General features: G+C 54.1%; 24 protein-coding genes. 1 reads left to right on the forward strand and 23 read right to left on the reverse strand.

Annotation, left to right across the window (positions count from 1 at the left end; translation table 11 throughout):
• Positions 1-353: 353 nt before the first annotated feature.
• The 20 genes from FRY98_RS00525 to FRY98_RS00620 all read right to left on the reverse strand — a co-directional run bounded on the left by FRY98_RS00525 (position 354) and on the right by FRY98_RS00620 (position 20542).
• Positions 354-1178, reverse strand: a complete 825-nt coding sequence (locus FRY98_RS00525; RefSeq protein WP_148449692.1) for a carbohydrate ABC transporter permease — start codon at positions 1176-1178, stop codon at positions 354-356.
• Positions 1179-1203: 25 nt separating this feature from the next.
• Positions 1204-2145 (reverse strand): carbohydrate ABC transporter permease, encoded by a 942-nt coding sequence (locus tag FRY98_RS00530; RefSeq protein ID WP_225040732.1) that lies wholly within the window; start codon positions 2143-2145, stop codon positions 1204-1206.
• 153 nt (positions 2146-2298) lie between these two features.
• Positions 2299-3687 (reverse strand): ABC transporter substrate-binding protein, encoded by a 1389-nt coding sequence (locus FRY98_RS00535; protein WP_148449696.1) that lies wholly within the window; start codon positions 3685-3687, stop codon positions 2299-2301.
• 177 nt (positions 3688-3864) lie between these two features.
• Positions 3865-5910 carry an alginate lyase family protein gene (locus FRY98_RS00540; RefSeq protein WP_148449698.1) on the reverse strand — a complete coding sequence of 682 codons (2046 nt, stop codon included), beginning with the start codon at positions 5908-5910 and terminating at the stop codon, positions 3865-3867.
• Positions 5907-6995 carry a dihydrodipicolinate synthase family protein gene (locus FRY98_RS00545; RefSeq protein WP_148449700.1) on the reverse strand — a complete coding sequence of 363 codons (1089 nt, stop codon included), beginning with the start codon at positions 6993-6995 and terminating at the stop codon, positions 5907-5909. Before FRY98_RS00545 ends, FRY98_RS00540 begins: the two co-directional genes overlap by 4 nt.
• Entirely contained in the window at positions 6995-8011 is a 1017-nt protein-coding gene (locus FRY98_RS00550; RefSeq protein ID WP_148449701.1) for an NAD-dependent epimerase/dehydratase family protein, read from the reverse strand. The genes FRY98_RS00545 and FRY98_RS00550 overlap by 1 nt, the downstream gene beginning before the upstream one ends.
• A gap of 177 nt (positions 8012-8188) precedes the next feature.
• Positions 8189-8680 carry an RNA polymerase sigma factor gene (locus tag FRY98_RS00555; protein ID WP_148449702.1) on the reverse strand — a complete coding sequence of 164 codons (492 nt, stop codon included), beginning with the start codon at positions 8678-8680 and terminating at the stop codon, positions 8189-8191.
• An 11-nt stretch (positions 8681-8691) separates the two neighbouring features.
• Complete coding sequence (locus FRY98_RS00560; RefSeq protein WP_170286989.1) at positions 8692-9624, reverse strand: D-alanyl-D-alanine carboxypeptidase family protein; 933 nt, start codon at positions 9622-9624, stop codon at positions 8692-8694.
• Positions 9625-9855: 231 nt separating this feature from the next.
• On the reverse strand, positions 9856-10977 hold the full coding sequence (locus tag FRY98_RS00565; RefSeq protein ID WP_148449704.1) for a sensor histidine kinase: 1122 nt from the start codon (positions 10975-10977) through the stop codon (positions 9856-9858).
• The gene (locus FRY98_RS00570; protein ID WP_148449705.1) at positions 10967-11662 is read right to left on the reverse strand and encodes a response regulator transcription factor; all 696 of its coding nucleotides are present in this window, start codon (positions 11660-11662) and stop codon (positions 10967-10969) included. The genes FRY98_RS00565 and FRY98_RS00570 overlap by 11 nt, the downstream gene beginning before the upstream one ends.
• A 121-nt stretch (positions 11663-11783) precedes the next feature.
• Positions 11784-12887 carry a sensor histidine kinase gene (locus FRY98_RS00575; protein WP_225040737.1) on the reverse strand — a complete coding sequence of 368 codons (1104 nt, stop codon included), beginning with the start codon at positions 12885-12887 and terminating at the stop codon, positions 11784-11786.
• On the reverse strand, positions 12884-13561 hold the full coding sequence (locus tag FRY98_RS00580) for a response regulator transcription factor (protein ID WP_148449706.1): 678 nt from the start codon (positions 13559-13561) through the stop codon (positions 12884-12886). The genes FRY98_RS00575 and FRY98_RS00580 overlap by 4 nt, the downstream gene beginning before the upstream one ends.
• A gap of 5 nt (positions 13562-13566) precedes the next feature.
• Positions 13567-15333 carry an ABC transporter ATP-binding protein gene (locus tag FRY98_RS00585; RefSeq protein ID WP_148449707.1) on the reverse strand — a complete coding sequence of 589 codons (1767 nt, stop codon included), beginning with the start codon at positions 15331-15333 and terminating at the stop codon, positions 13567-13569.
• Between the two features lie 101 nt (positions 15334-15434).
• Positions 15435-16154, reverse strand: coding sequence for an MgtC/SapB family protein (locus tag FRY98_RS00590; RefSeq protein WP_211373238.1), 720 nt, complete (start codon positions 16152-16154; stop codon positions 15435-15437).
• 175 nt (positions 16155-16329) lie between these two features.
• On the reverse strand, positions 16330-17346 hold the full coding sequence (locus tag FRY98_RS00595; protein ID WP_148449708.1) for a potassium channel family protein: 1017 nt from the start codon (positions 17344-17346) through the stop codon (positions 16330-16332).
• A gap of 27 nt (positions 17347-17373) precedes the next feature.
• Complete coding sequence (locus FRY98_RS00600; RefSeq protein ID WP_148449709.1) at positions 17374-17766, reverse strand: DUF350 domain-containing protein; 393 nt, start codon at positions 17764-17766, stop codon at positions 17374-17376.
• Positions 17766-18392 (reverse strand): hypothetical protein, encoded by a 627-nt coding sequence (locus tag FRY98_RS00605; RefSeq protein ID WP_148449710.1) that lies wholly within the window; start codon positions 18390-18392, stop codon positions 17766-17768. Before FRY98_RS00605 ends, FRY98_RS00600 begins: the two co-directional genes overlap by 1 nt.
• Positions 18393-19589 (reverse strand): glutathionylspermidine synthase family protein, encoded by a 1197-nt coding sequence (locus FRY98_RS00610; RefSeq protein ID WP_148449711.1) that lies wholly within the window; start codon positions 19587-19589, stop codon positions 18393-18395.
• Positions 19586-20302 (reverse strand): hypothetical protein, encoded by a 717-nt coding sequence (locus FRY98_RS00615; RefSeq protein ID WP_148449712.1) that lies wholly within the window; start codon positions 20300-20302, stop codon positions 19586-19588. Before FRY98_RS00615 ends, FRY98_RS00610 begins: the two co-directional genes overlap by 4 nt.
• A gap of 24 nt (positions 20303-20326) precedes the next feature.
• The gene (locus FRY98_RS00620; RefSeq protein ID WP_148449713.1) at positions 20327-20542 is read right to left on the reverse strand and encodes a hypothetical protein; all 216 of its coding nucleotides are present in this window, start codon (positions 20540-20542) and stop codon (positions 20327-20329) included.
• Between the two features lie 376 nt (positions 20543-20918).
• Between FRY98_RS00620 and FRY98_RS00625 the strand changes: the two genes are divergently transcribed.
• On the forward strand, positions 20919-21809 hold the full coding sequence (locus FRY98_RS00625) for a putative RNA methyltransferase (RefSeq protein WP_170286990.1): 891 nt from the start codon (positions 20919-20921) through the stop codon (positions 21807-21809).
• Here FRY98_RS00625 and FRY98_RS00630 read toward each other — a convergent pair.
• From FRY98_RS00630 to metE, 3 genes are all read right to left on the reverse strand, one after another.
• Positions 21787-22287 (reverse strand): metal-dependent hydrolase, encoded by a 501-nt coding sequence (locus tag FRY98_RS00630; protein WP_148449715.1) that lies wholly within the window; start codon positions 22285-22287, stop codon positions 21787-21789. The genes FRY98_RS00625 and FRY98_RS00630 overlap by 23 nt on opposite strands.
• Before the next feature lie 139 nt (positions 22288-22426).
• Positions 22427-23053: an FMN-dependent NADH-azoreductase gene (locus FRY98_RS00635; RefSeq protein WP_148449716.1), complete on the reverse strand. Its 627-nt coding sequence runs from the start codon at positions 23051-23053 to the stop codon at positions 22427-22429.
• A 105-nt stretch (positions 23054-23158) separates the two neighbouring features.
• Positions 23159-25453 (reverse strand): 5-methyltetrahydropteroyltriglutamate--homocysteine S-methyltransferase, encoded by a 2295-nt coding sequence (metE, locus tag FRY98_RS00640; protein ID WP_148449717.1) that lies wholly within the window; start codon positions 25451-25453, stop codon positions 23159-23161.
• Positions 25454-25575: the final 122 nt, after the last annotated feature.

The raw sequence follows: 25575 nt of genomic DNA on the forward strand, positions 1-25575 counted from the left end.
TTGGCAGTGAAAGCGAATTTGGCCGAAATAACGGCCTAAAATGCCGCTATTGAAATGGGCGGCAAGTGAGATAGCGGATAGGCAGCATCGTGTTCATGCAACGCCGGTAATTAGGCCTTTTTTGGCCGCTATGGTTCTCGTGGAACCGAATCGGTCAGAGATAGCGGCTAGATCTAATCCTGCGCGCCAGTTTAACCCGCTACGCCGAGACGAAAAGTCTTAAATAGGCGCCCCCCATGTTAGAGTTTTAGTGCAACACCGTGCTCATTTCCCAGGTGAAGCCACCCCCCGGCCGGATTTCCTCGGGTCACTTGATCCCTGCGGAGTTGCTGCCCTGGCACAACGTCCTCGGGTTACTTAATCCCGGCGGAGTTGCTGCCCTGCACAAAATATTTCTCCGCGAACAGGAACACGAGCAGGATCGGGATCAGGCTCATCAGCGCGGCGGCCACCATGTACTGCTCATTGCCGGACCATTGCCCCGCCATGGACAAAATCCCAATCGGCAAGGTGAAGTTCTCCTTGGAGGTCAGGAAGATAGCCGGGGACAAAATTTCATTCCATTTGGTCATGAACGTAAACACGGCCAGCGTCGCGAACGTCGGCTTGCACATGGGCAAAAAGATCCGCCAGTAGATCTGAAACGGATTGCATCCGTCCAGCTTGGCCGATTCCTCGTAATCTTTGGGGATCGCGAGGAACGCCTGCCGCATCAGGAAGATGCCGAAAGGCTGGGCCAACCATTCGATCAGCCAGAGCGGAGTGAGCGTATCCAGCATATGCAGCGACTTGAAGATGACGAATTGCGGAATGATCAGCACCACCGGAGGAATCATCATCGTGCCGAGCACAACGAGAAACAGCGTGTTTTTTAAGGGAAATCTCAATCTGGCAAACGCGTAGGCCACCATCGAACAAGAGAGCAAGGCCCCGATGACGGACAGCACGGTTACGATGACACTATTGGTCGTGTATTGTCCGAAGGGACCCAATTTCCATACCTCGGCGTAGTTGTCCCACTTGACCGGATTGGGAATCCACTCCGGCGGTACGCGGGTGTACTGGGCGTAAGATTTCAGTGAATTGAAAATCGTCGTTAAAAACGGCAAGGTCATGATGAGCGAGCTGGCAATAATCACCGTATACCCGGCGATCTTTCGCATCCGGTTTATCTTCATACCGTTCCCTCCTTTCTCTTTGGACTCATTCGTAATGCACCCATTTTTTTTGCAGCACGACTTGAACCACCGTCAGCAGGAACAGGATCACGAACAGTACCCAAGCGATCGCCGAGGCGTAACCCATCCGCAGGAACGAGAATCCTTCCTGATACAAATAAATCATCAGCACCAGGCTGGCCTTGTTGGGCCCTCCCGCGGAAGAAGCGTCCATCGCTCCGCCGGTCATGACATAGATCTGCTCAAACGCCTGAAACGTGGAAATGGTGCTTAGAATAAGCACGAGAAAGGTCGTTCCGGAAATCAGCGGAACGGTAATATGCCGGAATTTCCGCAAGGTCCCGGCCCCATCGATTTCCGCAGCTTCGTACACATCGGACGGCACATTTTGCAGCCCCGCAAGGAAAATCACCATGATATAGCCGATGCCCTTCCAGACCGCGATCATCACCAGCAGCGGAATGACGAGATGCGCATCCTGCAGCCATTTTTGCGGATCGAGGCCCAGCTTGATCAGGAACGCGTTGGCGAACCCGAACCGGGGATTGAAGATCGCGTCCGACACGTACATAATAACGGTCCAGGAAGAGATGACGGGCAGAAAATGCGCCAGCCGAAACAGCTTCAGCACCCGTAGTTTCTGATTTAAGGCCACGGCAAGAATGAGGGCAAGGATCGTCTGAAGCGGGACGAACAAAATGGTAAAATAAACGGTATTCCAGAGCGCTTTCCAAAATACGGACTCATTAAACAGTTTTGCGTAGTTGTCCAGCCCCGTCCATTTCGGCGGGTTCAGAATATCGTAGTCCGAGAAACTGAAGTATAGCGAGGCCAGCAAAGAGCCCAGCACAAAAACGATAAAGTGAACAAGATAAGGGGTCACCATCAGGAGGCCCCACTTGCCGTCGCTATCCAGCCGTTTTTTCCGCTTTATGGCCGGCAGATCGCCGCCCGTTCTTTTTGACAAGACAGTTTCCGTATTTTCCACCATGGTCATCACACTTTCTGTTAGCGATTTGGAGGGCGGGGACTTCCGCCGCAGTCCTCTTGCCGAGAGCTGCTTGACGGCGGAGCCCCGACCAGGCCAGCCATTAGTGAACGGCGCTTTGTGGCGTTATTTCTATTTCTTGTAGAATTCGTCCAGCACTTGCTGTACTTCGGTGTCCGCCTTCTTTAAAGCTTCGTCGACGGGAACCTCTCCTTCGAACGCCCGGTTGATGTTGTCGTTGAATTTGCCGACCCATTCGCTCCAGACGGCGTTGACGTCCAGGGTGCCGGCGAATTCGAAGCTGTCGAGAAACGCCTGTTTGTTTTCGGGCTTGCCGCTTAAAAACTCGCTGGAATTGGCGACCGATTTTTTAACCGGAACCGCTTCGCCGAGGGAGGCCCATTCCTTCTGTACTTCGTCCTCGGTGGCCCAATATTTGATCCATTCCCAAGCCGCGTCGCCTTTGGCGCCTTCCGCCTTTTTATTGATCACCCAGGAGTTGGCGATCACCGGCGAGAACCGCTTCCCTTCCGGCCCCTTAGGCAGTATGGTTACATCGTAGTTCAGTTCGGCCGCGTTGGCGTCGATCGTGCGGGCGTAGATGCCGATCCGCATGGCCGCCGCTTTGCTCGGAAACGGAGCCATATTGCTCTGGAAGCTCTTGAGATCCGAAGGCGTCGTCAACAGTTCCCGGTTCATGCCGTCGACGATCCAATCCAGCGCCTTTTTGTTTTCCGGGCTGTTGATCACCGACTTCGTCAACGTTTCGTCCAGTACGCCTCCTCCGAACGACTTGAGTACCGTCATCCAGCCTTCCGTAATGCTGAAGAACGTCAACCCGTACTGGCTGATCTTGTTCTTGTCGAAAGCGGGGTCGGTCGCAAACTTTCCGGTGGAATCCTTCGTCAGCTTCTCGGCGGCGCTCTTCAGGTCGTCCCAGGTCCAATCGGCGGTGGGATATTCCACTTTGGCCTCATCGAACATATCCTTGTTATAATATAGGACCGCGATTTGAATGCCTTGCGGAACCCCCCAATACTTCCCGTTCGCATCCTTGTTGAAATCCAGCCCGAAGTAATCGTCTTTGTTCAGGTCTTGTTCGATGAGGGGCGTCAAGTCTTTCAGCACGCCGCGCTCCGCGTACTTCGGAACGAGCACGCCGTCGGAGAGCCAGAGATCCGGGGCGCTTTCGGCGGCGATTTGCGTATCCAGCTTTTGAAAAAACTGATTATAGGGGGATGATTCCGTTTTAATCGTAATATTCGGATGTTTCACCTGGAACTTGTCGATCAGCTCCTGCATTTTGTCGTCGGACTGGGCCGAGGAATAGAAGCCAAGCCTGAGTTCCACTTTTTCCGCCTGTTCCGCCTTCCCCTTGTCATCCCCGCCCGCTCCGGGACTTTCGGCATTTCCTCCGTTCGACTTCCCTCCATTCCCGCCGGAACACGCCGTCAGGAGCATAGCCGTTACCAGTGTCAGACTGAGCAGTAAGGTTCCCCATGATTTCAGCTTGCCTTTCATCGCATGACCCCCCATAAATGATGATCCTTAAAAAAATAAAGCGCTAACAAAACATGTCAGGTATGATTTCTCTCCTCCGAAATTTTAAATCGTTCCCTTGATGTGTCTAATTTGTGAACTTAACCCTAAAATAAGGGAACCGGAATTAAAGGTCAACGTCCTTAATAAGACCGTATTCTAGATTTTTACCAAATATGTTTGCGGCGCTCCCCCGGTCCCGTCTTCCTTGACAAGCAGCACTTCGCCTGTAAGATGGTTTCCGGCAAACCGATATCCGCGGACCCCTTGATGGGAAAAGACCGCATACTCCCGCTTCTCCCCCCGCCGGACGGAAATGGCTGTAACCTTGTCGGAAGAAATCGGTTGTCCGTAGCTGTCCAGCACCTCGATCGTTTCAATCTGAGGTGCCTGCTCTTCCCGCAGTTTTTGCGGATACAGCAGCGACACGAATCGGGTAAGTCCGCTTCCGGTTTGCGTAAACACCGCTCTGACGGTAGGCTCTTTCCGATTGTAATGACGCGACACCCAGGCGGATTCGATTTTCTCGTCAGCCGGCAATACCGGGATAATCCGCAAAGCGGTTTCCTTGTCGGTGTCCGCCGCCGTCACACTTCCATCCGCTTCCAGCCGGACTTCCAAGCCTTCGGCAAAGTGAAACGGCAATGTGTAGTCATGCGGCTCCCGCGATTTGCAAGTATCGACGACAATCCAATAATCCGGTTTGACAAACAAAATTTGCCGACGGACCTGTACCGGGTCTTCGAGACGGAAGTAGCCGTCATGGCTGCCTTGGACGTAGTCGAAGGAATCGGTCGCCGACCACCAGCGATCCAGCGGATTCGCCACTTCGTCCCATTTCCAGGAGTCGAGGTAGGTGGAAATGGTGGCTCCGTCGACGCCTACGGTGTTATGCTGCAAGGATTCCTTAAAATAACGCCTGAATTCATCCTCCATGTACGTGTATCGACCGGGGTCGGTCAGAAACTCCCGGCCGCCCGCGAACAGGCTGATATGCAGCAGGTCGTCATGGCCATGCGCCCGGATGGCGTCCATATGTCCGGCGTCGAACAGCAAATAACCGGCCTCCGGATGCCAGCCGGTCCGCATCACGGCATAACCGCTTTGCGGGAGTTCCAGAGAGTCGAACGGCGGGTTTGCCGTCTGAATTCGTGCATAGCGATCGTAACCCGATTCGCCGAAGAACCATATACCTTCATAATCAAGCGTAGCATACCCCATTCTTTTTAAATCGCCTCGGCCGAACAAGACGGCGCCTCGACTTAGCACGTCACGGATATCGGTCCCGTCGCTGTCCCCCAGCATCGGCTGGCGGCCGTCCGGCTGAATCAGCGCCAAGGAGGCCGTGTACATCCGTTGCAGCGTCCGCTTCAACTCGGCGGGCAGTTCAATCCCGTTCCGTTCGGCGAGCCAAACCGGTTCGAACAGGCAATGCAGTACTTCATGGTGGTACATGGTACACTGCTCGTTGTGCATGCCGTCCTCGAACACCTGTACCGCGCACATCTCGACAAGCCGCTTTACCGCTGTGTCCAGCCAGGCTTCCGAAACGTCCAGCTCCGGATACAGCAGGGCGATTTGGAACAACCCGTTCGTCTCCAGGAACCCCCAGTTGCTTTGCCGGTCATGCGGGGTGTAGGCGATGTTTAGATACATGCCGTGAAGCTTAACGGCTTCCCGGAACAATTCTTCTTCTTCGTCCCGCCACAACGCCGATACGTTGACGCAGTGATATCCCTTCAACCAGTTGGCGATCCGGATACCGCTGTCCAGCTTGCGCCACGTATCCTTCACATTATAAGCCCGGTCCGCGCTGGCCCGAACCTCCTGTTCCGTGAGCGGGTTTTGTTTCAGCCAATCTTTCATCAAGCTGATGAAGCCCCGCACATATTTCTCGTCCTCCGTCAGCCAGTAAGCCTGCCCCAATTCGCTCATATAACGGGCCCGGTTCAGCATGACCATCCATTCGATGTCCCCTCGGTACCGGTAAGTCCAATCGATGCCGTCCGGAAACTCTACCTCCGTCTCACAGCGTTCCATGTCCCAGCGATGGGTAAAAATAAAAGTGCGTTCGCACGCCAGATCGGCCCGATGCAAAACTTCCCGAACTTCATCTGGCCACTCCTTCATTACCGTTGACACGATAAAACCGCGATCCCGCGGCTCCCAAAAAAAGCGGCGTTCTCTTGTCGCCGACGACTTCATCGTTTCGCTCCTTCCAGCCACGCATCAAGATGACGGCCGATAAACGTGTCATCGTTCAGATGCGGGTAAGCCGCATAGACCCGGTCGATTTCCTCCAACTGACCGGGGGACAACTCCTCTTGCGGATTCAGGCACCAGCGGCCCTCCAGCAACCCTTGACGCCGCAAAACTTCATGGATGCCCGCGATGCTGCCGCGAAACCGATGCGCAGGATCAAACAGCGCCGCGTTGACATCCGTAATCTCCTGACCGCGCGTCAGCAGCTCAAGGGGAATCGCCGCGTTTCCCCCTTCACGCCGCAGCGCTTTAATTTCCTCCAGCAATTCGACCGCCTTGGAGGTCCAAACCGCCCAGTGGCCGAGGAGACCGCCGACAATCTCCTTCTCCACCGTCACACCGCCGAAGCGGAAGGTGTACTTCGTCAGCAAATCGGCCACGATGTTGTCGTCATTGCCCGTGTATAAGGCGATTTCGTCCCGCCGCTCCGATCCGCAAACCGCCCGCACGACATCCAGGGTCTGATAGCGGTTAAACGGAGCGATCTTGATCGCCGCAACGCCCGGAAGATCCGCCAGGCTGCGCCAGAAGGAATAAGACAGCAGACGCCCCCCGACCGCTGGCTGCAAATAAAAACCGAACACCGGTATAACCTCCGTGATCGCTTGCACGCGTTCCAGCAGCTGTTCTTCGCTCCAATCGTCCAAGCCGCCCATGCTGACCAGCCCGAGCTCGTAGCCGAGCGAGGCCGCCAGCTCCGCCTCGGCGAGCGCCTGCTTCGTCGGGCCGCAGATGCCGGCGATCTTTAGAAAGGGCCGGTCCAGATGGGCCGCGCTCACCTCCTCCGCGGCAAGCCGCAGCACCGGTTCATATAGCCCAATCTGCGGTTCCCGGATTTCAAATTGCGTGGTGTGTACGCCCACCGCGATCCCGCCGGCTCCGGAAGCGAGATAGTATTTCGTCAACGCCCGCTGCCTTGCCTCATCCAACCGGCGGGAAGCATCGAGCGCAAGCGGGTGCGCGGGAATGACGGTGCCGCCCATGAGCAGCTCGCGGGCTTCCCGGCTTAGTTCCTTGACCGCATTCATCAGAACGCCCCCTCCCTTTCCTGAAAATGCGTCGGCTTGCCCAAGGTTTCGCCGCCCGAGTCCACCCACCCGGCCGTCCACTCCATCATTTGCCGCAGCGTCACTTGGGGATAGCCGAGCAGCCGATGGCTGACGGAGGCGTTATTGAGCAAAGCCGTCGGACCCTCTTCGCCGACCAATACCGGTTCGGTTCCCAGCATCTCACCGAACCGTTCGGCCAGCCAGCGGACCGACACCGTTTCCGGTCCCGTCACATTAAGCGTGACCGGCGGCGAATCGCAAAGCAGCAGAGACCGGATTGCCATTTCGTTCGCGTCTCCCTGCCAAATGACATTGACCATGCCCATGTTTAAATCGATCGGCCGGCCCTCCTTCACCGCGCTCGCTACCTCCAGCAGAATGCCATAGCGCAGATCGATGGCGTAGTTTAACCGGAAGTTCAACAGCGGTGTCCCGTTTTTTCGGGAAAAATATTCAAAGACCCGTTCCCGTCCGAGACAGGACTGCGCATACTCGCCGACCGGCGAAGGCGGCGTCAGTTCCGTGGCGCCCCCCCGGGATAATGGGGTGAACGGATAGATATTTCCGGAGGAAAAAGCCACGATCCTGGCATCCTTGAATTTTTCGGCGACGCGTCCAGGCAGATAGGCATTCATCGCCCAGGTGAAATACTCCCTTCCGGTCGTACCGAATTTATTGCCGGCCATGTAAATGACATTCCGCGCGTCCGGAAGCTGTTTTAACGCTTCTTCCGACAACAAATCGGCCGCAATGGTCTCGATGCCTTCAGCTTCAAGTTCCTGCTGCAACCCGCCCGAGGAGAACCGCGACACGCCGATGACACTGCCCGGTTTACCCGCGGCCTTCAAGGCCCGTTTGGCCAGCTTCGCCAGGCTTGGCCCCATTTTTCCGCCGACCCCTAAAACAAGGATGTCCCCGTCCAATCCCGCCAAATCCCCGATCAATCGTTCGGAAGGCGTGCTGAGCGCATCTTCCAGTTCGGTTACCGTTTTCATCCCATCACCTCATTAGATCGTTGAATACTGTTACGGCTATGGTTTTACAGTTTCCATGGTAGGCGGCGTCCGATTAAAAGACAACGACTTTAAAACGTCCTTAAAAGCGTATCCAAACGTGTGCGGGCATGCCAAAGAGACCGGGAGAATTCGCTCCCGGCCCGGTGTATAAAGGAATTATGCCGTTTGTTTTTCTTTCCGCAATCTTTGTCTGGCCCGATACAGCAAAATTTTAAAATGGGAGAGCGCCACGCCCATCAGGTCAGCCGACTCCTGGTATGTAAAGCCATGGACATCATACAACAACACGGCATGCTGTTGATTCGGCGGAAGCAGGGAAAGCATCTTCAACAGCTCCTCACGGCTTTCCACGGAAATTAAGCTTTCCTCGGGCGTATCCTCGCTCGCGACATTGTAAAAGAACTCGTTCTCGTATGAGGAGGAACGGCTCTCTTTGCGCAGCCGGTCGATATATGCGTTGTGGGCCACCCGGAGCAGCCAGGCTTTCGTCTTCTTTCCTTCGAACTCGTTCAGCTTCCCGCAGGCTCTGCAGAACGTTTCCTGCATCAGATCCTCGGCATTGTGATGATCCCGGCACAAATAGAACAGATACCGGTAAACGTCATTTTTATATTCACGGTAGATTAAATCCATGGATGAATTATTCATGATGAACCTCCTCAATTTCTGAAGCCGTACTCCAGCAGCTTGACGGTGTCGGACCATACGCCTTGTTCGCTGGAATGCAGCACCACCGTAATCAGCTCTTTCCCGTCTTGAACGGCCGAGCCGACGAGGCAGTAGCCTGCTTTTTCGGTGTACCCGGTTTTGATGCCGTTGGCGCCTTGAAAGTACCAATCCTCCCCGGGGTTCAACAGTTTATTGCGATTTTCAAATGGCCGGACGTACCGTGCGTCGGATGCCGCAACGTAGCGGGTTTCCGATACGATCGCCCGAAACTCGGCGTTATCCATCGCTTCCCGCGCAATCAGCGCCATATCATAGGCCGTCGTGTAATGCTGCGGATCATGCATTCCGTGCGGATTGACGAAATGACTTCGTTTAGCCCCGATCTCCTTCGCTCGCTTATTCATCAACTCGGCGAACAGAGCGTTCGCTTCCTCCGGCCCAGGTTCCTTCCCGGTTTCCAGCCGCGTCACATAGGCCGCCGCCGTTCTGGCCGCATCGTTTCCCGAAGGGAGCAGCATCGCCGCCACAAGCTCTTTCACCGTCAGCGTTTCCCCCGGAACGAGCCCGGCCGAGCTTTCGTCCGCGGCAAGCAGGAGCACTTCATTCCCAACCGTGACCGTTGCATCCGGACGGCTCTTTTCCAGCAAGATTAAAGCCGTTAATATTTTCGTTGTACTCGCCGGGTACATTCTTTTTTTCGCTTGCTCGCTGTATATAACTTTACCCGTGTTCCGGTCCATCACCAGCACGGCGTCACCCTCAAGCCCGGGGATGTCGGAATGGCGAAGGCTGCGGATTTTTTCCTCGACCCGCGCAACCAGCGCCGCCCCTTTTTCCCGTACCTGTTCCAACGGCTGCTTTTCCACCGCCATCAGAATCAATGTAAAGACAAGCAATCCGATGATCCATTTTGTCCTCTTCAAACCCGCCGACATCTCCTTCAGATTGCTCGAACTCCGTAGTATACCTCTTTATTATGAAGTCCATAGCTTTCGCCACGGCTAAGAAAACCTTAAGATTATCTTAAGATTTCAATGCATTTTCCTTAAAAGGTGGATTTTTCGTTCACTTCACCAGGTGGATTATCGGCAGAACGGGGACCCGCGAAATAAAAAAAGCCGGATGCAAGGTTATCCTTGATCCAGCCTTTGTGTTTAAGTTCGGGGATGGAGCGCCGCCTCGGCACTCTCTTGTTTTAAGCGGACCGTAAATACGGTCCGGTCGTCATCGCTATCGGCGGAAATGACGCCGTCGTGCAAATCCACGATATGTTTCGCAATGGCCAGGCCGATCCCGGAACCTCCGGTATGAGCGGCGCGCGATTTCTCCACGCGATAAAACCGGTCGAACAAATGCGGAAGATCCGATTCCGGAATTCGCTCGCCGTAATTGATAATCTCCGTAACGACTTCATTGCCGTCGACCCAGCCGCGAATGTCCAGCAGACGGCCTTCACTGCCGTAACGGATGGCGTTGGTGATGAGGTTTTCGTATACCCGCCGCAGCTTGTCGCCGTCTCCGATGACAAACAACCCCTGCTGGTCCCTGAAGAACAACCGGCATTCCATCCCGCTCTCCTGCAATTGCCATCCGAAATGGGCGGATATCTGGTACAGCATTTCCGCGAGATTAATCCGGCTCTTGTGAAGCTTCATCTCTTTGTTCTGCATCCGGGTATATTCGAAAAGATCCTGCAGCAGCTGCTTCAAGCGCAGCGATTCCTCATACGCCATATTGACATAGTATCGGAGCTCCACCTCGTCCCGGTAGCGGTCCTGTTCAATCAAGCCCAGATAACCGGTAATCGAAGTCAGCGGCGTCCGCAGATCATGCGAAACATTCGTGATCAGGTCATTTTTAGTCTGTTCCGCCCTTCGCTCCTCCTCCATGGAAGTGCGGAGCCGTTCAAGCATCCGGTTGATGTCCGTGGCCAGCTGTCCGAGCTGCCCGACATTCTCCACCGGAATTTTGGAGGCGGAACCTTCCTCGATTTTATGCACTTCCTCGATCAGCAGCTTAAGGTATTTTTGCTCATGGCGGCGCACGGAACGCCGATAGAAATATAACGCAAACAGCAGCATCAGCGGAACGCCTGACAGGTAATAGGCGTCGGGAAAACCGATATTGCGGTTGACCCAATAGATAAACGTATAGAATGTCACCGTGGGGTAAAACAAATAGAACGCCCGCGCCAAAAGAACCAGCACGAGCAAAGACGCCAGCGAAGCCACGACCGTCCAGAACAGCCAGGCCAAAAAACGGAGACTAGCCTTCAATTTTGTAGCCTACCCCCCATACCGTGCGGATCAGCTTCTCCCCGTCCATTTCCTTTTCCAGCTTGTCCCGGAGCCGGCTGATATGCACGGTGACCGAGTTGCTGCTTTCGAAATACTTATCCTTCCAGATCAGCTCGAAGATTTCCTCCGATCCGAACACCCTTCCGGGATGACTGGCCAGCAGGAACAAAATGCCGAATTCGATCGGGGTCAGCTTGACCGGGCGGCCGTCGACGGCCGCCGTATGCGTCTCCTTATCGATCTGCAGGGAACCCAGCTTGATCAAGTGATCCTGTGGAGCCTGCGGCGGCGTCGCCGAGTACGAAGAACGCCGCAGCAAAGATTTCACTCTGGCGACCAATTCCAACGGATTAAACGGCTTGACCATGTAATCGTCCGCCCCCGTCATCAGGCCGGTAATTTTGTCCATGTCCCCGTCCTTCGCGCTTAACATCAGAATCGGGGTCGTTCGAGTTTCCCGAATTTTCAGGCACACCGATATCCCGTCGAGTCCGGGCATCATGACGTCCAGCACGACCAGATCGATCGCTTCCTTCTCCATCATCTCCAGGGCTAACAGCCCGTTATCCGCCCGGTGTACGGTGTAGCCTTCATTCAGCATGTAAATTTCTATCAGTTTCGCGATTTTCTCATCGTCATCCACGATTAATATCCGTTTGCTCATAATTTATACTCATCCTTTTTAACGCATGCTAGTTTCACTCTATAACATCATACCATGGCGTCAAAGCTCAAAAACCAACTAAAAGGTTAAAAAAGGATGACGAAGTGATTACGAAGCGGCTTTAGCCTTTCTTTCGGCGAACTTCGGGTCCGTCGGCCCAATGGCAGGGAATCCGGACCGTAAAGCTCGTCCCCTCTTCCGGAGCCGATGTTACGCCGACATCTCCCCGGTGAATATCGACGATCCGTTTGACGATCGACAACCCTAAACCGCTGCCCCCGTCGCTGCGATTCCGGGATCGGTCGGCCTTATAAAAGCGTTCGAACAAATGCGGCAGATCCTTTTCGCCAATCCCGATCCCCGAGTCCGAGATTCGAATCACGGCATTGTCATTGGCCTTTGTCAGAGAAATGCCGATTCTTCCCCCGTTCGGCGTAAACTTGATGCTGTTATGCAGCAGGTTTACCCATACCTGACCGAGCAAATCCTCGACTCCTTCGACCTCGACCTTTTCAAGCTCCAGATCCACCTGAAGCTCCTTCGCCAGCCATTGCGGCTCGCTGGCCAGCACGACGGTTCGCCATTGGCGGTCTACTCTGAAGCGGCTGGTCTCGAAATCGGACCGGTCGCTCTCCAACGACGACAGTTTCAGGAGATTTTCGCTCATCTGCGATAATCTGCGGCTTTCCCGTTCGATGATATCGAGGTAGTGATTCCTCTTGTCCACCGGCAGGGCGGAATTCCTCAAAGCCGCGGTGAATCCTTGGATCGAAGTTAGAGGCGACTGAATTTCGTGGGATACATTGGAGATAAAATCCTGGCGCATCGTCTCCATCCGATTCAGTTCGCCGGCCATTTCATTAATACTTTCCACGATTGTCTGAAATTCCGACTGTCGGGTCGGGAAATCCAGCTTGACCGAAAAGTCCCCTTTGGAAATCCGCCGCATCGCGTCGATAATCGCGGCCAGCAAAGCCAGCTCTTTATGCCGAAAATACAGAGCCAGGACGGACAAACAAATGATAAAAATCGTGACGCCCAAAATAACGTCGATCAGTTGCGCAAAATAAGCCGAAGGGGTTCCCACATACCGATACAAATATCGGCTGATATAAGTGGCGCCCGTCCAGCATACGGCCAGACTGAGAATCATCCCCGCCAACTGAAGCGTTTGGCTGATCACTTTCCATGTTAGCTTCAGCGCATGGCGTACCCGGGAATTCAACCTCCGTTCACCTCCAGCCGGTAACCAAGGCCGCGCACCGCCCGGATGCGGAATCCGTGCTTCTCTTCGGGAAACTTCTCCCGGAGCCGGTTGATGTGAACGTCCAGAGTCCGCTCGTTTCCTTCGTAATCATATCCCCAAATTTCCTCAATCAGTTGTTCCCTTGTCAACGTTCTGCCCGAATTGCTGCCGAGGCGGAACAGAAGCTCAAACTCCTTCAGCGGCAAATGATACGTTTCATCGGCGGTTCCGGCCTCAAATGTCCGCCGGTTCATGCGGAGATTCCCGATCTCCACCGACTGGGAAGCGATGATCTGATATCTTTTCAGCAGCGCCCGGACCCGGGCCACCAACTCCGCCGGTTGAAAAGGTTTGACGAGATAATCGTCAGCGCCCAAATCGAAGCCCTTCACGATCTGCCGCGTCTCCCCTTTGGCCGTCAGCATCAACACGGGCATCTCGTACAAGCGTCGCAATTCCCGACATAGCTCCCAGCCGTCCAGGTTCGGCATCATGACATCCAGAATCGCCAGATCGGACTTGCTCTGTTCCAGCCTTCTTAAGGCGTCCAGGCCGTCGATAGCCTCTTCGGTTTCCATCCCCGCCTCTTCCAGAAAGACCCGCACCAATTCGCGAATATGCGGGTCATCGTCCACGATCAAAATTTTAGCCATTCGCCTCATTCTCCGGTTTCATAATCAACTTCCCGTTCTTCGGCAATTTGCAACTGCTGAGCGGCAAACTCCCGGTACATTTCGTGGCTTTTCAGCAGTTCTTCATGCTTGCCGCTGCCGGTTACTCTGCCTTTGTCGATAAAAATGATCTGATTCGCTCTCACCACCGTGGAAAGTCTGTGCGCAATGACAATGGTCGTTCGGCCTGCCATCAAGTTGTTGAGGGCCTGCTGAACTACATGCTCCGAACGGCTGTCCAGACTGGAGGTCGCCTCGTCGAGCATGAGGATTTTCGGATCCCTGAGCAGCGCCCGGGCGATCGCGAGCCGTTGCCGTTGTCCGCCGGACAATTTCACGCCCCGCTCGCCCACATCCGTATCGTACCCCTGCGGCAGCTCCGCGATAAACCCGTCGGCATACGCCATCTTGGCCGCCTCCGCCAGCTCATGGTCGCTGACCTCCCGCTCCACGCCATAGCAGAGATTTTCCCGGATCGTTCCGGCGATCATCGGGCTGTCCTGGGACACATATCCGATGACCCCGCGCCATGATTTAAGCGAGAAGGCGCCGATCGGCTCATCCCCCAGCCGAATCTCCCCCGCCTGCGGGAGATAAAAACGCTCGAGCATGGAGAAGAGCGTCGTTTTTCCGCTGCCGCTGGGCCCTACAACCGCGGTCACGGTTCCCGGATCCATGCGGAAGCTCACTTCTTTCAGCACCGGCTCATCCGGCTTGTATCCGAAAGTAAGACGGTCAACCTGGACCGGGAGCTGGGTGGTGCTCACGGGTTTGCCCGAATGGAACGATTCTTCGTCGGCATCCAACGTTTCGATAATCCGCTCGGTCGCCCCTTTGGCCTTTTGCAATTGCGTGAAAAAGGTCGACAGCTGCGTCATCGGCATAACGATCTGAATGAGATATAGAATAAACGCGACCAATTCGCCCGCCGTCAGCGCCCCGGAAGAAACCTGCATCCCGCCGTACCCGATCACGACCACGAGCAGCATCATTAACACCACGGACATGAGCGGGCTGATCCAGGCCATGACAAGCCCTTCCTGAACCCCGAATTTCAGCAGGTTCAATATGCCTTTTCTGCCCGTGTCATACTCCCGTTCTTCCGCGTTGGACGATTTCACGAGGCGGATTTCCGAGATGACCTGACTTAAGGTGGCTGTAAAAGTAGCCGTCTCGTCCTGCATCCCCAGTGAAATCTTGTACATTTTCCGGCCCAGCGGATACAGCACCAGCGCCGCGAGCGGAATCACGATAAACATGATCAGCGTCATCTTCCAGTTCAAGTACAGCAGAACCGCGATCGATCCGATCACGGAGATGATGCCGCTGAAAAAACTGGCGACATGTTCCGAAATCAGCGTCTTGATCACACCGGTATCGTTCGTCATCCGGCTGACCGACTCGCCCGTCCGGTTGTTGTCGAAGTACGCCACCGGTAAACGCAGCAGCTTCTTCCACAGACGGTCCCTCAGCGAAGCCACCATCTTCTGGCCGATATAGTTCAGCAGGAAGATTCCCGTACCGGACGCGACCGTCTGAGCGGCGAACGCACCGGCCAGCGCCAAAATCTGGTTCCTGTCCAAGGCGGCGAGCGAAAAGCCGTCCACCAAATTTTTCGTAAACATCGGAATGACCAAACCTACCAGCGTCGAAACGACGCTCAGGAATATAGCCAAGATCATCAAGCCGACCGAAGGCTTGGTTTCGCGCATTAACCGATAAAAAGATCCTTTTTTGATAGCTTCCGTTTGCATGTTCCTTCCCCTTTCCTGTTCGGAGCCTTCACCGCCGTCAAGCTCAGGAAAAAGAATAGCAACGCTTTTTAAACTATAAATAAACTGGGATTTCTAAAATGCTAGAGATTTTCCACTTCCACGCTGACCACATGATCGATGTGCCGGATAAAGTGATACAGCTCGGTGGTATATTCTTTTTCGGAAGCGGTGATGACCATATCGACGCGTTGGCGTCCTTCCTCAAGATCCTTGATTTTAAGGCGGCGAATCCGGTGCTGGTTCCGTTTTCGTCTGCTCTCCGTCTCCTGATCTTTCCCTCCGATGATCCGGATCAGTTCCGCCACATCGCCATGGTCTTCCATGATGACTTTAATGGAAACATCCCGCTGATTCAGCTTGTAAGGACCGATCCACTTGATCAGCGAAGGGATGAAGTTGACGGACAGCATCAATAAAACGACGGCAAGCGCCGCCTCCCAATAAAAGCCCGTACCGATGGCGATTCCGATGCCGGAAGCCGCCCAGATCATGGCGGCCGAAGTCAATCCCGAAATCCCCTCGTTGCTTCTGCGCAGAATGGCGCCCGCCCCGAGGAAACCGATCCCGCTTACGACTTGTGCGGCGAGCCGCATCGGGTCCATATTGGGATGATCCGGTCCGGCGAATTTTTCAAACGCTTCGATCGAGACGATCGTAACGAGACAGCTTGCGATACAAATGACCATGCAAGTCTTGATCCCGAGCGGTTTTTGTTTAAGCTGGCGGTCAATCCCGATAAAAAGGCCGAACAACAAGGCCATACAGAGTTTAAACATCATTTCGTAATCCACTTGTTCCATAGGGGTACATCTCCTTAAGCATATAGAGTGAGTATAATTGTATTCGGTATTTTGACGCAAATACATTTGGTTCCCTGTACTTTTACCCAATTTGCTTGATATATTTCACCCAGCAAAATCCCCCCGGCTTTTTTGCCGGGGGGCTATAGAGAACGCTGTGTATTATTGAATCGTGTTATACGCCTGAAATCCGGCGAAACGTCGCCTCATCCGCGACGATATACAGCCTCGCCTCCGGTGGAATCGGCTCATCCAGCTTGCGGTTGATCGCCAAGTCGTTGCGGTCCGCCAACAAGGTCGCACCCTGGCTCAGGAGGTCCATGAAGGCGTCCCGGTATGTTTTCCACTTCGTGTTTCCCGGAACTTCATAAATATCGGCGCCATGCTGGCGGCTAAGCAGCTGCCGAATTACCTCGGGATTGCCTTCCTGCAGGGCCGACCTTACCGCTAACCGGGAAATCGCATCGTGCGATAGTACGAATTCGTTGATTTGAACATGTCTAAAATTTTGAATATTTTTCTCCTGCGTGATTTCTACTGTGGTATGTACATGAGGGGCAATGCGCTCGATGCTGGAAGCCACCAGCAAGGACTTTCCGTCGATCAACGACGCTTCCTCAATCCGCGAATCCGCAAAAATAATCGCCGCCCTGGCTTCCGAAAGGTTAGCCTTTGCCAGAATCTCGTCGGACGAGGGATCACCACTGATAAAATGAACCTGATGCAGATGCTCCAGAGGATGTCGGCTGCTTTCGTCGATGATGACGATTTGGCCGGCAGGCGTGTAGCTCATGATTTCCTCTACCGCCGCTTGCGCCTTTTTGTTCCAATTAATCAGAATAATATGATGGCTGCCCCGATAGCTCAAAGTCCCGGCTCCTCTCTGCCGTTGGATACTGCCCATGGAATCGATGGTTCTGCCGATGACCAGACTGAGCAGTCCAATACCGAAGATATACAAAAAGATCGTAAATACTTTTCCCGCCACGGTTTTCGCAAAATAATCGCCGTATCCCACCGTCGCCATGGTCGTTAAGACCCAATAGGCCGCGTTAAACCAGGTTCCAAATGTACCGGGCTCCAACAGATAAGCGACGGTAGCGCTAAACAGAACGAAGCCCAGGATGACCATACCGATGGTTGTCTTTGGCATGCGCATCAGCTTCGTAGTTATTCGAAGAAAAAAGTGCACGTCCATGCCCCTCCCCGAATGTTTCCGTCAGATGATAAGGCTGCTGACGGCAAATGCGGTTCCGATAAACACCAGGCAGAGAAAAATTCCTACGGCCACATTACCTTGCTGTAATTGCTCGGATATTTTAAAGCCCGGGGTGACCAGTTCAAAAATCCAGTAGGCTGCGATCAGACAAACGTATCCTACGGCAAACCAAAGGATCATGAACCAAATGGACGTATTCGTATAAGCGGCGATCCCCAAAACGATCGCCGTGCCCATAAACTTGCCGCCCATCGCCAGTGCGGCCGCTTTATTCCCCTTCTTCAGCTCTTCCATATCTTTATAAGGCGTCATCCAGCTGAAAATCAGCATGCCAAGCAATTGCAGCCCGATGATTACCGCAACGCTTACGAGAATATTAATAACAATCGTCATCACTTTGCCCACCCCCTAAATTTCGCAAAAGCCGAATCATAATCGGCAAAATCGTGAACTTCCTCCAGAATCACCGAGGCTGTTTTTGCTTTTTCCAAAGCTTTGTATCTGGCGTCGTCAATCGGCTGCTTGATCCGGTTTCCGGAAGGGAGTTCCAAGACGGCGAAATTTCTGGTTTTCCCTTGATACTCGGTCTTGTAAACGCCGACCAGATTCACATTCGTCGTGACGGATACTTTGAGTTCCGCGAGGTCTTTATCGGCGGCCGCCTTATCGGGATAAGACTTGATCGTATTCCAGGCGGACAAACGGACTTCATTCTTCTGGTTCTCATCCGTCGTCAGCTCGGCGTCCATAAACTGCAGGACCCAAACTTTGTCCCCTGTCCCGTAGTTATTGTCGTTCGGCAGCAGTTCGTTGTCGGGGAGTACCGTCATATCGCTGCCCACTAAATCTCCAACGGTCCCTTCCTGAATTCTGTAATCCCAAGGAACCCGAACAGAAGTCAGTGTGGACTCGGCCCCCGAATCCGTATGGAAAACGCTGGATTGCCCTCCGCAGGCGCTGAGCAGAACCAGGAACATGCATCCGGTCAGAACCCATCCCAGCAAACGCTTGAACCTCATTTATTTCACTCCTATCGCAATAAAATGACTGGCATTGCCCGTAATCGGACCGCCCGCACGGCCCAGCAAACCGCAAGGGGTGCCGTTGATCACAAACACACCGGTCAACAAATGCAGCTCTCCTTCAGCCGTTTCGATTTTGGCGAGCTCCGCCCGCTTCTGATAAACCGAAGGGAACAACACGCTGCTGTCAAACCCTTCTTCATCCTCAATCTCCAGATGTCCGGTCTCGTCAAACATGCGGACGGAGCCGCCCTCCCGCCCGAACATCGATTTGGATACGAAGTTTCCGGAGAATACCGGCTTGTTGTATGTCGGCAGCATATATGCTTCGATGGCTTGGCGCTCTTCCTCATCAAACAGCAGCCCGAGCTCGTAAAGACCCCAGACCGCGGCAAGCAGCCCCTTGGATTGGAGCAGCAGGCTGTGAGGCGGGTTGAACAAGGTCAGACGGCCGGATTCGATCGCATAGGCCATCGCTTCCCCCGCATCGTCCACCGCCATCCATTCTTTGGGATACAATGCGAACAGACGGTTTATCACTTTTCCGTCCTTATTTTTCAAATAGCCGTTATCGAACCATAATTCCAAGCAATCCTCGCAAGTCATCGTTCGCCCGCTGTGCCGAACCAAAGCCTCGATCGTTCCCGAGTCCTCCAAATGACTGCCATAAGCGACGCACGCCGCACTTTCCGGTTCCTCGACGGCCCATGCCGCCGCCACCAGATCTTTCATCACCTCATTCGGTGAGGAAGCCCCCGCCTGGCTCAAAATCCAAGGGGTGGCGATCGAAGCCTCCACATAGCCGGTCGGCGTATCCGCATTCAGCTCCAGCAGCTTGATACTCCCGTCGTGAGCCACGGCAAAATCGAACCTTGCGTACCTGCTGATTAACCCGGGTTCGGCCAAAAGCTCGCCGTCGAGCATTTCCCACAGCAAAGGCGGAATGCCGAGCAGTCCGTAAAGATCCGGTCTGCGGTGCACATATCGGACCGCTTTATCAAGGATCATCCACAGCATGCGGGAAGCATGCATCAATTCTTCATAAACGGGTTGCCTCATCCAAACGATCTGGTCGATCCAGTAAGCTTCGTCCTCCAAATCCGCCCAGGTAAACCCGAGCTCGTAAAGCTGTTTTACCCGCCCGGCCCGATCGGGATCCGGCTCGCCCGTTACTTCGAATACTCTGTCGGTCATCCGCCAAAAAATCCTTTGCCCGAACTCGATCTGCTGGAGGATCCCGATATGGAGCTTTTGCTGCTGGATTTCGAACTGGAAGATGATCCAAGGCCGCTGGATTTACCGCCGATTCCGCCCGGACTTGAAGATGTCGAACGCCGTACGATCGAACCCTTCGTTGAAGTCGATGTTTTCGGAGGGACCACCGAACCGGCTACAGGTTTGTTCTGGAAAGCGCCGCTGGAATAGGAACGGGGTTTATACGGGGTGGACGTACCCGCGTAGTACCCGCCATGATTCTTGTGCCAACCGCTCGATGAGTAGTTGGAACCGCTGTTAAACAACAGGTGGTAAAGGAGCATATCGTCCCAGCCGAAGCCGGTTCCATACCCTCCGTAATTGTTAATGACCGTCGTTCCGCCGGAACCTGTGCTGCTGTCTCCGGAGCCTGCCGGAGCCTCCTTGCGCTCTTCCTCCTCGAACGGAATCGGAAGATTCCAGTCGACGTTCTTGTCAAAGTACGCCTTGACCTCTTCGGTCGACCAAGCCACAAGCTTGGGTTCGTCGCCGCTCGCTGCCCCGGTCGCCTCGGCGGTACCCGCGGGGACAAGAAAAGCGTTCGCCAGCAGCGCGATTCCCAGCGAAGTCGACAAGACGCGAAGCGGTTTACCGTCCGGCGTCAACAGTTTGGATTCGGCGGCTTCCGCTACCTTTTTTTTATCTTCTGCCAAAACGAATTCCTCCTTTCCCAAAGCCTACTCGTTTCGGACTGGCACCAGCAGGAGCTCCAGTTTTCCTTCATCGACGTTCAGCCGTCCCTCGACAGCTTCAAATTCCCTGCCGCCAACCACTATATAGTTCGCATGCTCCAATGCGGTAATCATAACCGGAGTCCAAACGCGCTCGTCGATTTGCTGAATCTCGCCGTCAGGCAACTTCTCGAACATTTTGACACTCATGTTGTTTTCCATCAATACTCCCCTTCCCTTTCGTTAAGCTATGTTATGTTACGAAAATCATGTCGGATGGTTTCAATTCATGACACGATCCCATAACTTTCCTTAGTGTAAAAAGCCCTTTTTTCATCATAGTCAACTTGGGAGAGCTTGCCAAGAAGTTATTTTTGCCGGACATTAAGATTTGTCAGACGGAGCACTAGTGTTATAATAGATGGGGCTAATATGCCATCAATATTATAGAACGGAGATTCGCCATGATCATTCAATTCATTCGTTATCGTCGATAAAAGGTGCAGATCGAACAAGCTGGGTATTTTTGTAAATTATGCCCGGTTTATTTGACTGTGCCTTTTTCGTTCAATTAAACGAATGAATGGGGTGCATATACGTGAGTCCATCGCAAAAGCAGGAGTTAGCCGCAGGACGGCTCTCCGGCCAAGTTTCGCTTCTCCGCTGCCCGGTTTGCCGGGAGCCGCTTCATGTCGCCGGCGGAAAGAGCTTGATCTGTCAACAAAAACATACCTTTGATATATCCAAATACGGCTATGTAAACTTTTTACGAAAACCTATAGAAACCAAATACGGGAACGCCTTGTTTACCTCGCGGGCGGAGGTTAGCCGAAGCGGATGGTTCGCCCCGTTAACCGGTCGCATCTCCGCGATGCTGCTGGAAACTCTGCCGAACCAACGCAGGGGCCTTTCACTTCTTGACGCCGGGTGCGGGGAAGGTTCGCATTTGGCGGCCATCGCCGAGCAAATTTCCGCCTTAAGCGACCAACAGGTGACAGGAGTCGGGCTGGACATTTCCAAAGAAGGCATCGCGCTTGCCGCCAAGCGGCATAGCGGACTTACCTGGTTCGTGGCCAACTTGGCGGAAAGCCCGCTCTCCGACCGCAGCTTCGACGGCGTTCTCAACATCCTCTCCCCATCCAATTACGGGGAGTTTCACCGGGTCCTTACCCAGGGTGGCCTGCTGGTCAAGGTGATTCCCGGTCCCGACTATCTTCGGGAACTGCGGGAACTTCTTCATCCGGGCAGCCGCAAAGAATCCAGCCTAGAGGCCGAAACCCGGCATCGGCTGCAAAACCTCTTCCGGCTGGAGGAGTCCTCCCGCTTGACGTATCGACGTGAGGTTCAACCGCCTTTGCTCGAGCATCTGATCGCCATGACCCCGCTGTCCTGGGGGGCCGATTCCGAAGCTCGCCGCAAGGCCGCCAAGCTGGACCGTCTCACCGTAACCGTCGATCTGATCCTGCTTATAGGACGGAAGCGTAGTTGAGAACCGGATAGATCACAACCGCTGCCCCGAGCAGCAAACGGAAGACGCCTTCGGTGAAAGACCCGGTCTCGATCGCCAGGAATTTGGGAACAAGCCGAAATTTCCGGTTCCAGGGCCAAAGCAGCGCAACACCTTGATCGTTGAACATATCGATCAGGGTGTGGGAAGCGTAAGCAAGAATAAAAGTCCAGAAGAAGAACGCTGGTAAAGCGGACAAAAGACTGCCAAGCGCCAAAATGAACAGAAGCGAGTGCGTCAACGTTCTGTGCTTAACCTTAGCCAATTGGAGAATCCAGGACAAAGGCAGCAGCAGCTTGGCCATCGTCGATCCTTTCTTGTCGATATCCGCCAACGGTCCGGCAAGGCAGCCGATCGTCAGCGCCGCCGCGCCTTCCCAGCTAAACAACGGCTGATGATAATAGGCCAGCACACCTTCGGCGGCAAGCAGACCGGCAAGACTATGGGTTTTCTGCAACATAAAACGAATTCCTCCAAGCTTATCCATGATTGTAAAGTGGATTATACCAAACATATGATCGCATTGTCTCGTCAAAATGAAAAAAAGGCCTATCCGCCGAGATCACATCTCGAGCGGATAGGCCCTTTTCAATGTTAAATTAGAATTTGGCAGCCAGCTCAGCCGCACGTTTCACACCGTCCTGGATAATGGACTCCGCGCGATCGGGGAATTGGTTGTGCCCTTCCACAATTACGGTTTCCGGGTTTTGAATGCCCCAGAAGCCCAGCGTGGTCAGCATGTACTTCATGGACATTTCCGCCGCCGCTGCCGGACCTTCGGAATAAACGCCGCCGCGCGCCTGCAGGAGGGCAACTTTCTTGTCTCCTACCAGACCGACAGGTCCTTGCTCCGTATATTTAAACGTTTTGCCCGCTTGATTCAAATAGAACAGGTAGGTCAGCAGTTGAGCCGGAATCGTGAAGTTCCACAACGGGAAAGCGAAAACGACTTTTTCGGCGTTCAAGAACTGATCCAGGTATGTGTTTGCCAAATCGGCCGCTTTCTGTTCTTCCGGAGTAACCGGCATTCCCTTGCCCAGCTTGAACAATCCGTTCAACATATCGTTGTCGTAGTATGGAAGTTCGGCTTCGAACAAGTTCAGTTCGGTAATCAGATCATCGGGATGCGTCTCACGGTACGTTTTCAGGAAGCTTTCATACAACTTGACCGTTGCCGACTGTTCGGCCGGGCGGTTATTGGCTTTAACAAACAAAACATGTGACATAATGGTTTCCCTCCAAAAAAATATTTAAACTAACTAATATTCTTGTACTATATTTAGTATAGTAACAGAGCAATATCCACTATGTCAAATGTTGTTTGTCATAACTTAATTAACGGGGATGGACGAACCGATCGCTTCCCGGCTGCGCTTGGCGGCCGAAACCATATTTTTCAGCGCCGCTACGGTTTCTTCCCTTCCGCGGGTTTTCAGCCCGCAATCCGGATTGATCCAGAACAGCTTCGGATCAAGCACTTGCAGCGCCCGGCGGACCATCGCCATCATTTCCTCTTCGGAAGGCACCCGCGGACTGTGGATATCATACACTCCAAGCCCGATGCCGAGCGGATAAGTATTCTCTTCGAAGCTCTGAATCAGCTCTCCGTGACTGCGTGACGTCTCGATGGAGATCACGTCGGCATCCAGATCCCGAATCGCATCGATCATGTCGTGGAACTCGCAATAACACATGTGCGTATGAATTTGCGTAGTATCCCGAACTGAAGATGTCGTGATTTTGAACGCTTTTACCGCCCAGTCGATATAGGCCCCACGGTCGGCCGGCTTCAGCGGGAATCCCTCCCGGAGCGCGGGTTCATCGACCTGGATCATCGTAATCCCGGCCTCTTCCAAAGCCTCCACTTCTTTGCGAAGCGCCAGGGCGATCTGATAAGCTACCGTCTCACGCGGTAAGTCGCTGCGGACAAACGACCAATTCAATACCGTGACTGGCCCCGTCAGCATGCCTTTGACCGGTTTCGAGGTCAATGACTGGGCGAATGCGGTCTCCTTGACCGTCATCGGACGGTCGAACTCCACGTCGCCGTAAATGAGCGGGGGCTTCACGCAGCGGGTACCGTAGGATTGGACCCAACCTCCCTTGGTAAACGCAAACCCCGGCAGTTTTTCCCCGAAAAACTCAACCATATCCGTCCGCTCAAACTCTCCGTGAACCAGTACGTCCAGGCCGATGTCCTCTTGAATCCCGATCCAGGTCCGGATCTCCTCCCGGATGAATTCGTCATACCGCTCGGTCGTCCATTCGCCTTTGCGCCACTTTTGGCGGGCCGCGCGCACTTCGGCGGTTTGCGGAAAGCTCCCGATCGTCGTGGTCGGCAGAAGCGGCAGGTTCCATACGCGCTGCTGCTCCGTGTGGCGAATTTCAAACGGGCTGAGCCGTTCGGCCGGCTGCTGCGCGATACGGTTCACCGCCTCCTGGACGTTCTTGCGGCTGCGCGAAGGGTCCGCGTTCAAGCGTTCCAGGGCCTGGCGGCTTTCGGCCAGCAAGGCCGGGTTTTCGCCATGCAGCGCTTGGCGTAAAGCCGCGATTTCCTCCAGCTTCTCTTCCGCAAAGGCCATGGCATCCTTAAGCACCCCAGGCAAACCGTCTTCTCCTTGTGCCGATACCGGTACATGCAAGAGACTGCAGGAAGGCTGTATGATCAGGTCGGAATCGTCCGCCAGCAGCCCGGCGATCTCGTCGATAAAAGCCTGCACGGCCGGCAGATCGGACCGCCAAATGTTGCGGCCGTCCACCACTCCCGCCGCCAGCGTCTTGCCGCCCGGAAAACCATGCTGCCGCAGAGCCTGCAGGTTCCCTTCCCGGCCATGCACGAAATCCAGCCCAATCCCGCGCACCGGGAGAGCGACGATTTCCTCGTAGCGTTCAACGGCGTCAAAATAGGTTTGCAGCAGAATCCGCGCTTGCGGTACCTCCGCCGAAATCGTCCGATAGATATCCTGAAGCAGCGCCAGGTCCTCATCCGATACGAAGGTTACAAGCCCCGGTTCGTCGACTTGGATCCACGCGGCTCCTTCCTGCTCCAGCTCGCGCAAAACGCGGACATACAACGGCAACAATTTTTGGCTCCATTCCCGCAGGTTGCCGGACGCCCCTTTGGACAGCTTCAGGAAAGAGTACAATCCGAGAACGACCGGCTTGCCGTCGATCCCCAACTTCTCTTTGGCTTCACGATAGGCCTGCAGCGGAAGATTGGCCGTAAGCTCAGGTTCCCTGTTCCCGAGCTCGGGGACGATATAATGGTAGTTCGTATTAAACCATTTGGTCATCTCGCTGGCCGCGGCGGTTTTGCTGCCTCTGGCCACCGCATAGTAGGTCTCGAGCGGAACCGGTCCTCCGTCGTATTCGAAACGTTCGGGGACGAGCCCAAACATCACGGCAGTGTCCAATACCTGATCATAATAGGAAAAGTCACCGACCGGGATCCAATCAATCCCTTTATTCTTTTGCAACTTCCAATGCTCGCTGCGGATTTCGGCCAACTGCCGGTGAAGCTCCGCCTCCTCTAGCTTTCCGCTCCAGTACGCCTCGATCGCTTTTTTCCATTCCCGCTGCTTGCCGATTCTGGGGAAACCCAAATTTCCGCTCGTAATTCTACTCATAATATAAAGCCTCCTCAACTAGTCTCTCGATAAATGATAGTAAATGCGTTAACGCGGTAAAATAAAAAAGGCCTTCTCTAGGCTATGCTAAAGAAGACCTTCGTATAGTTGTCCGATGGTTC

It is taken from the genome of Paenibacillus faecis (assembly GCF_008084145.1).
In the GTDB taxonomy this organism is placed as follows: Bacteria; Bacillota; Bacilli; order Paenibacillales; family Paenibacillaceae; genus Fontibacillus; species Fontibacillus faecis.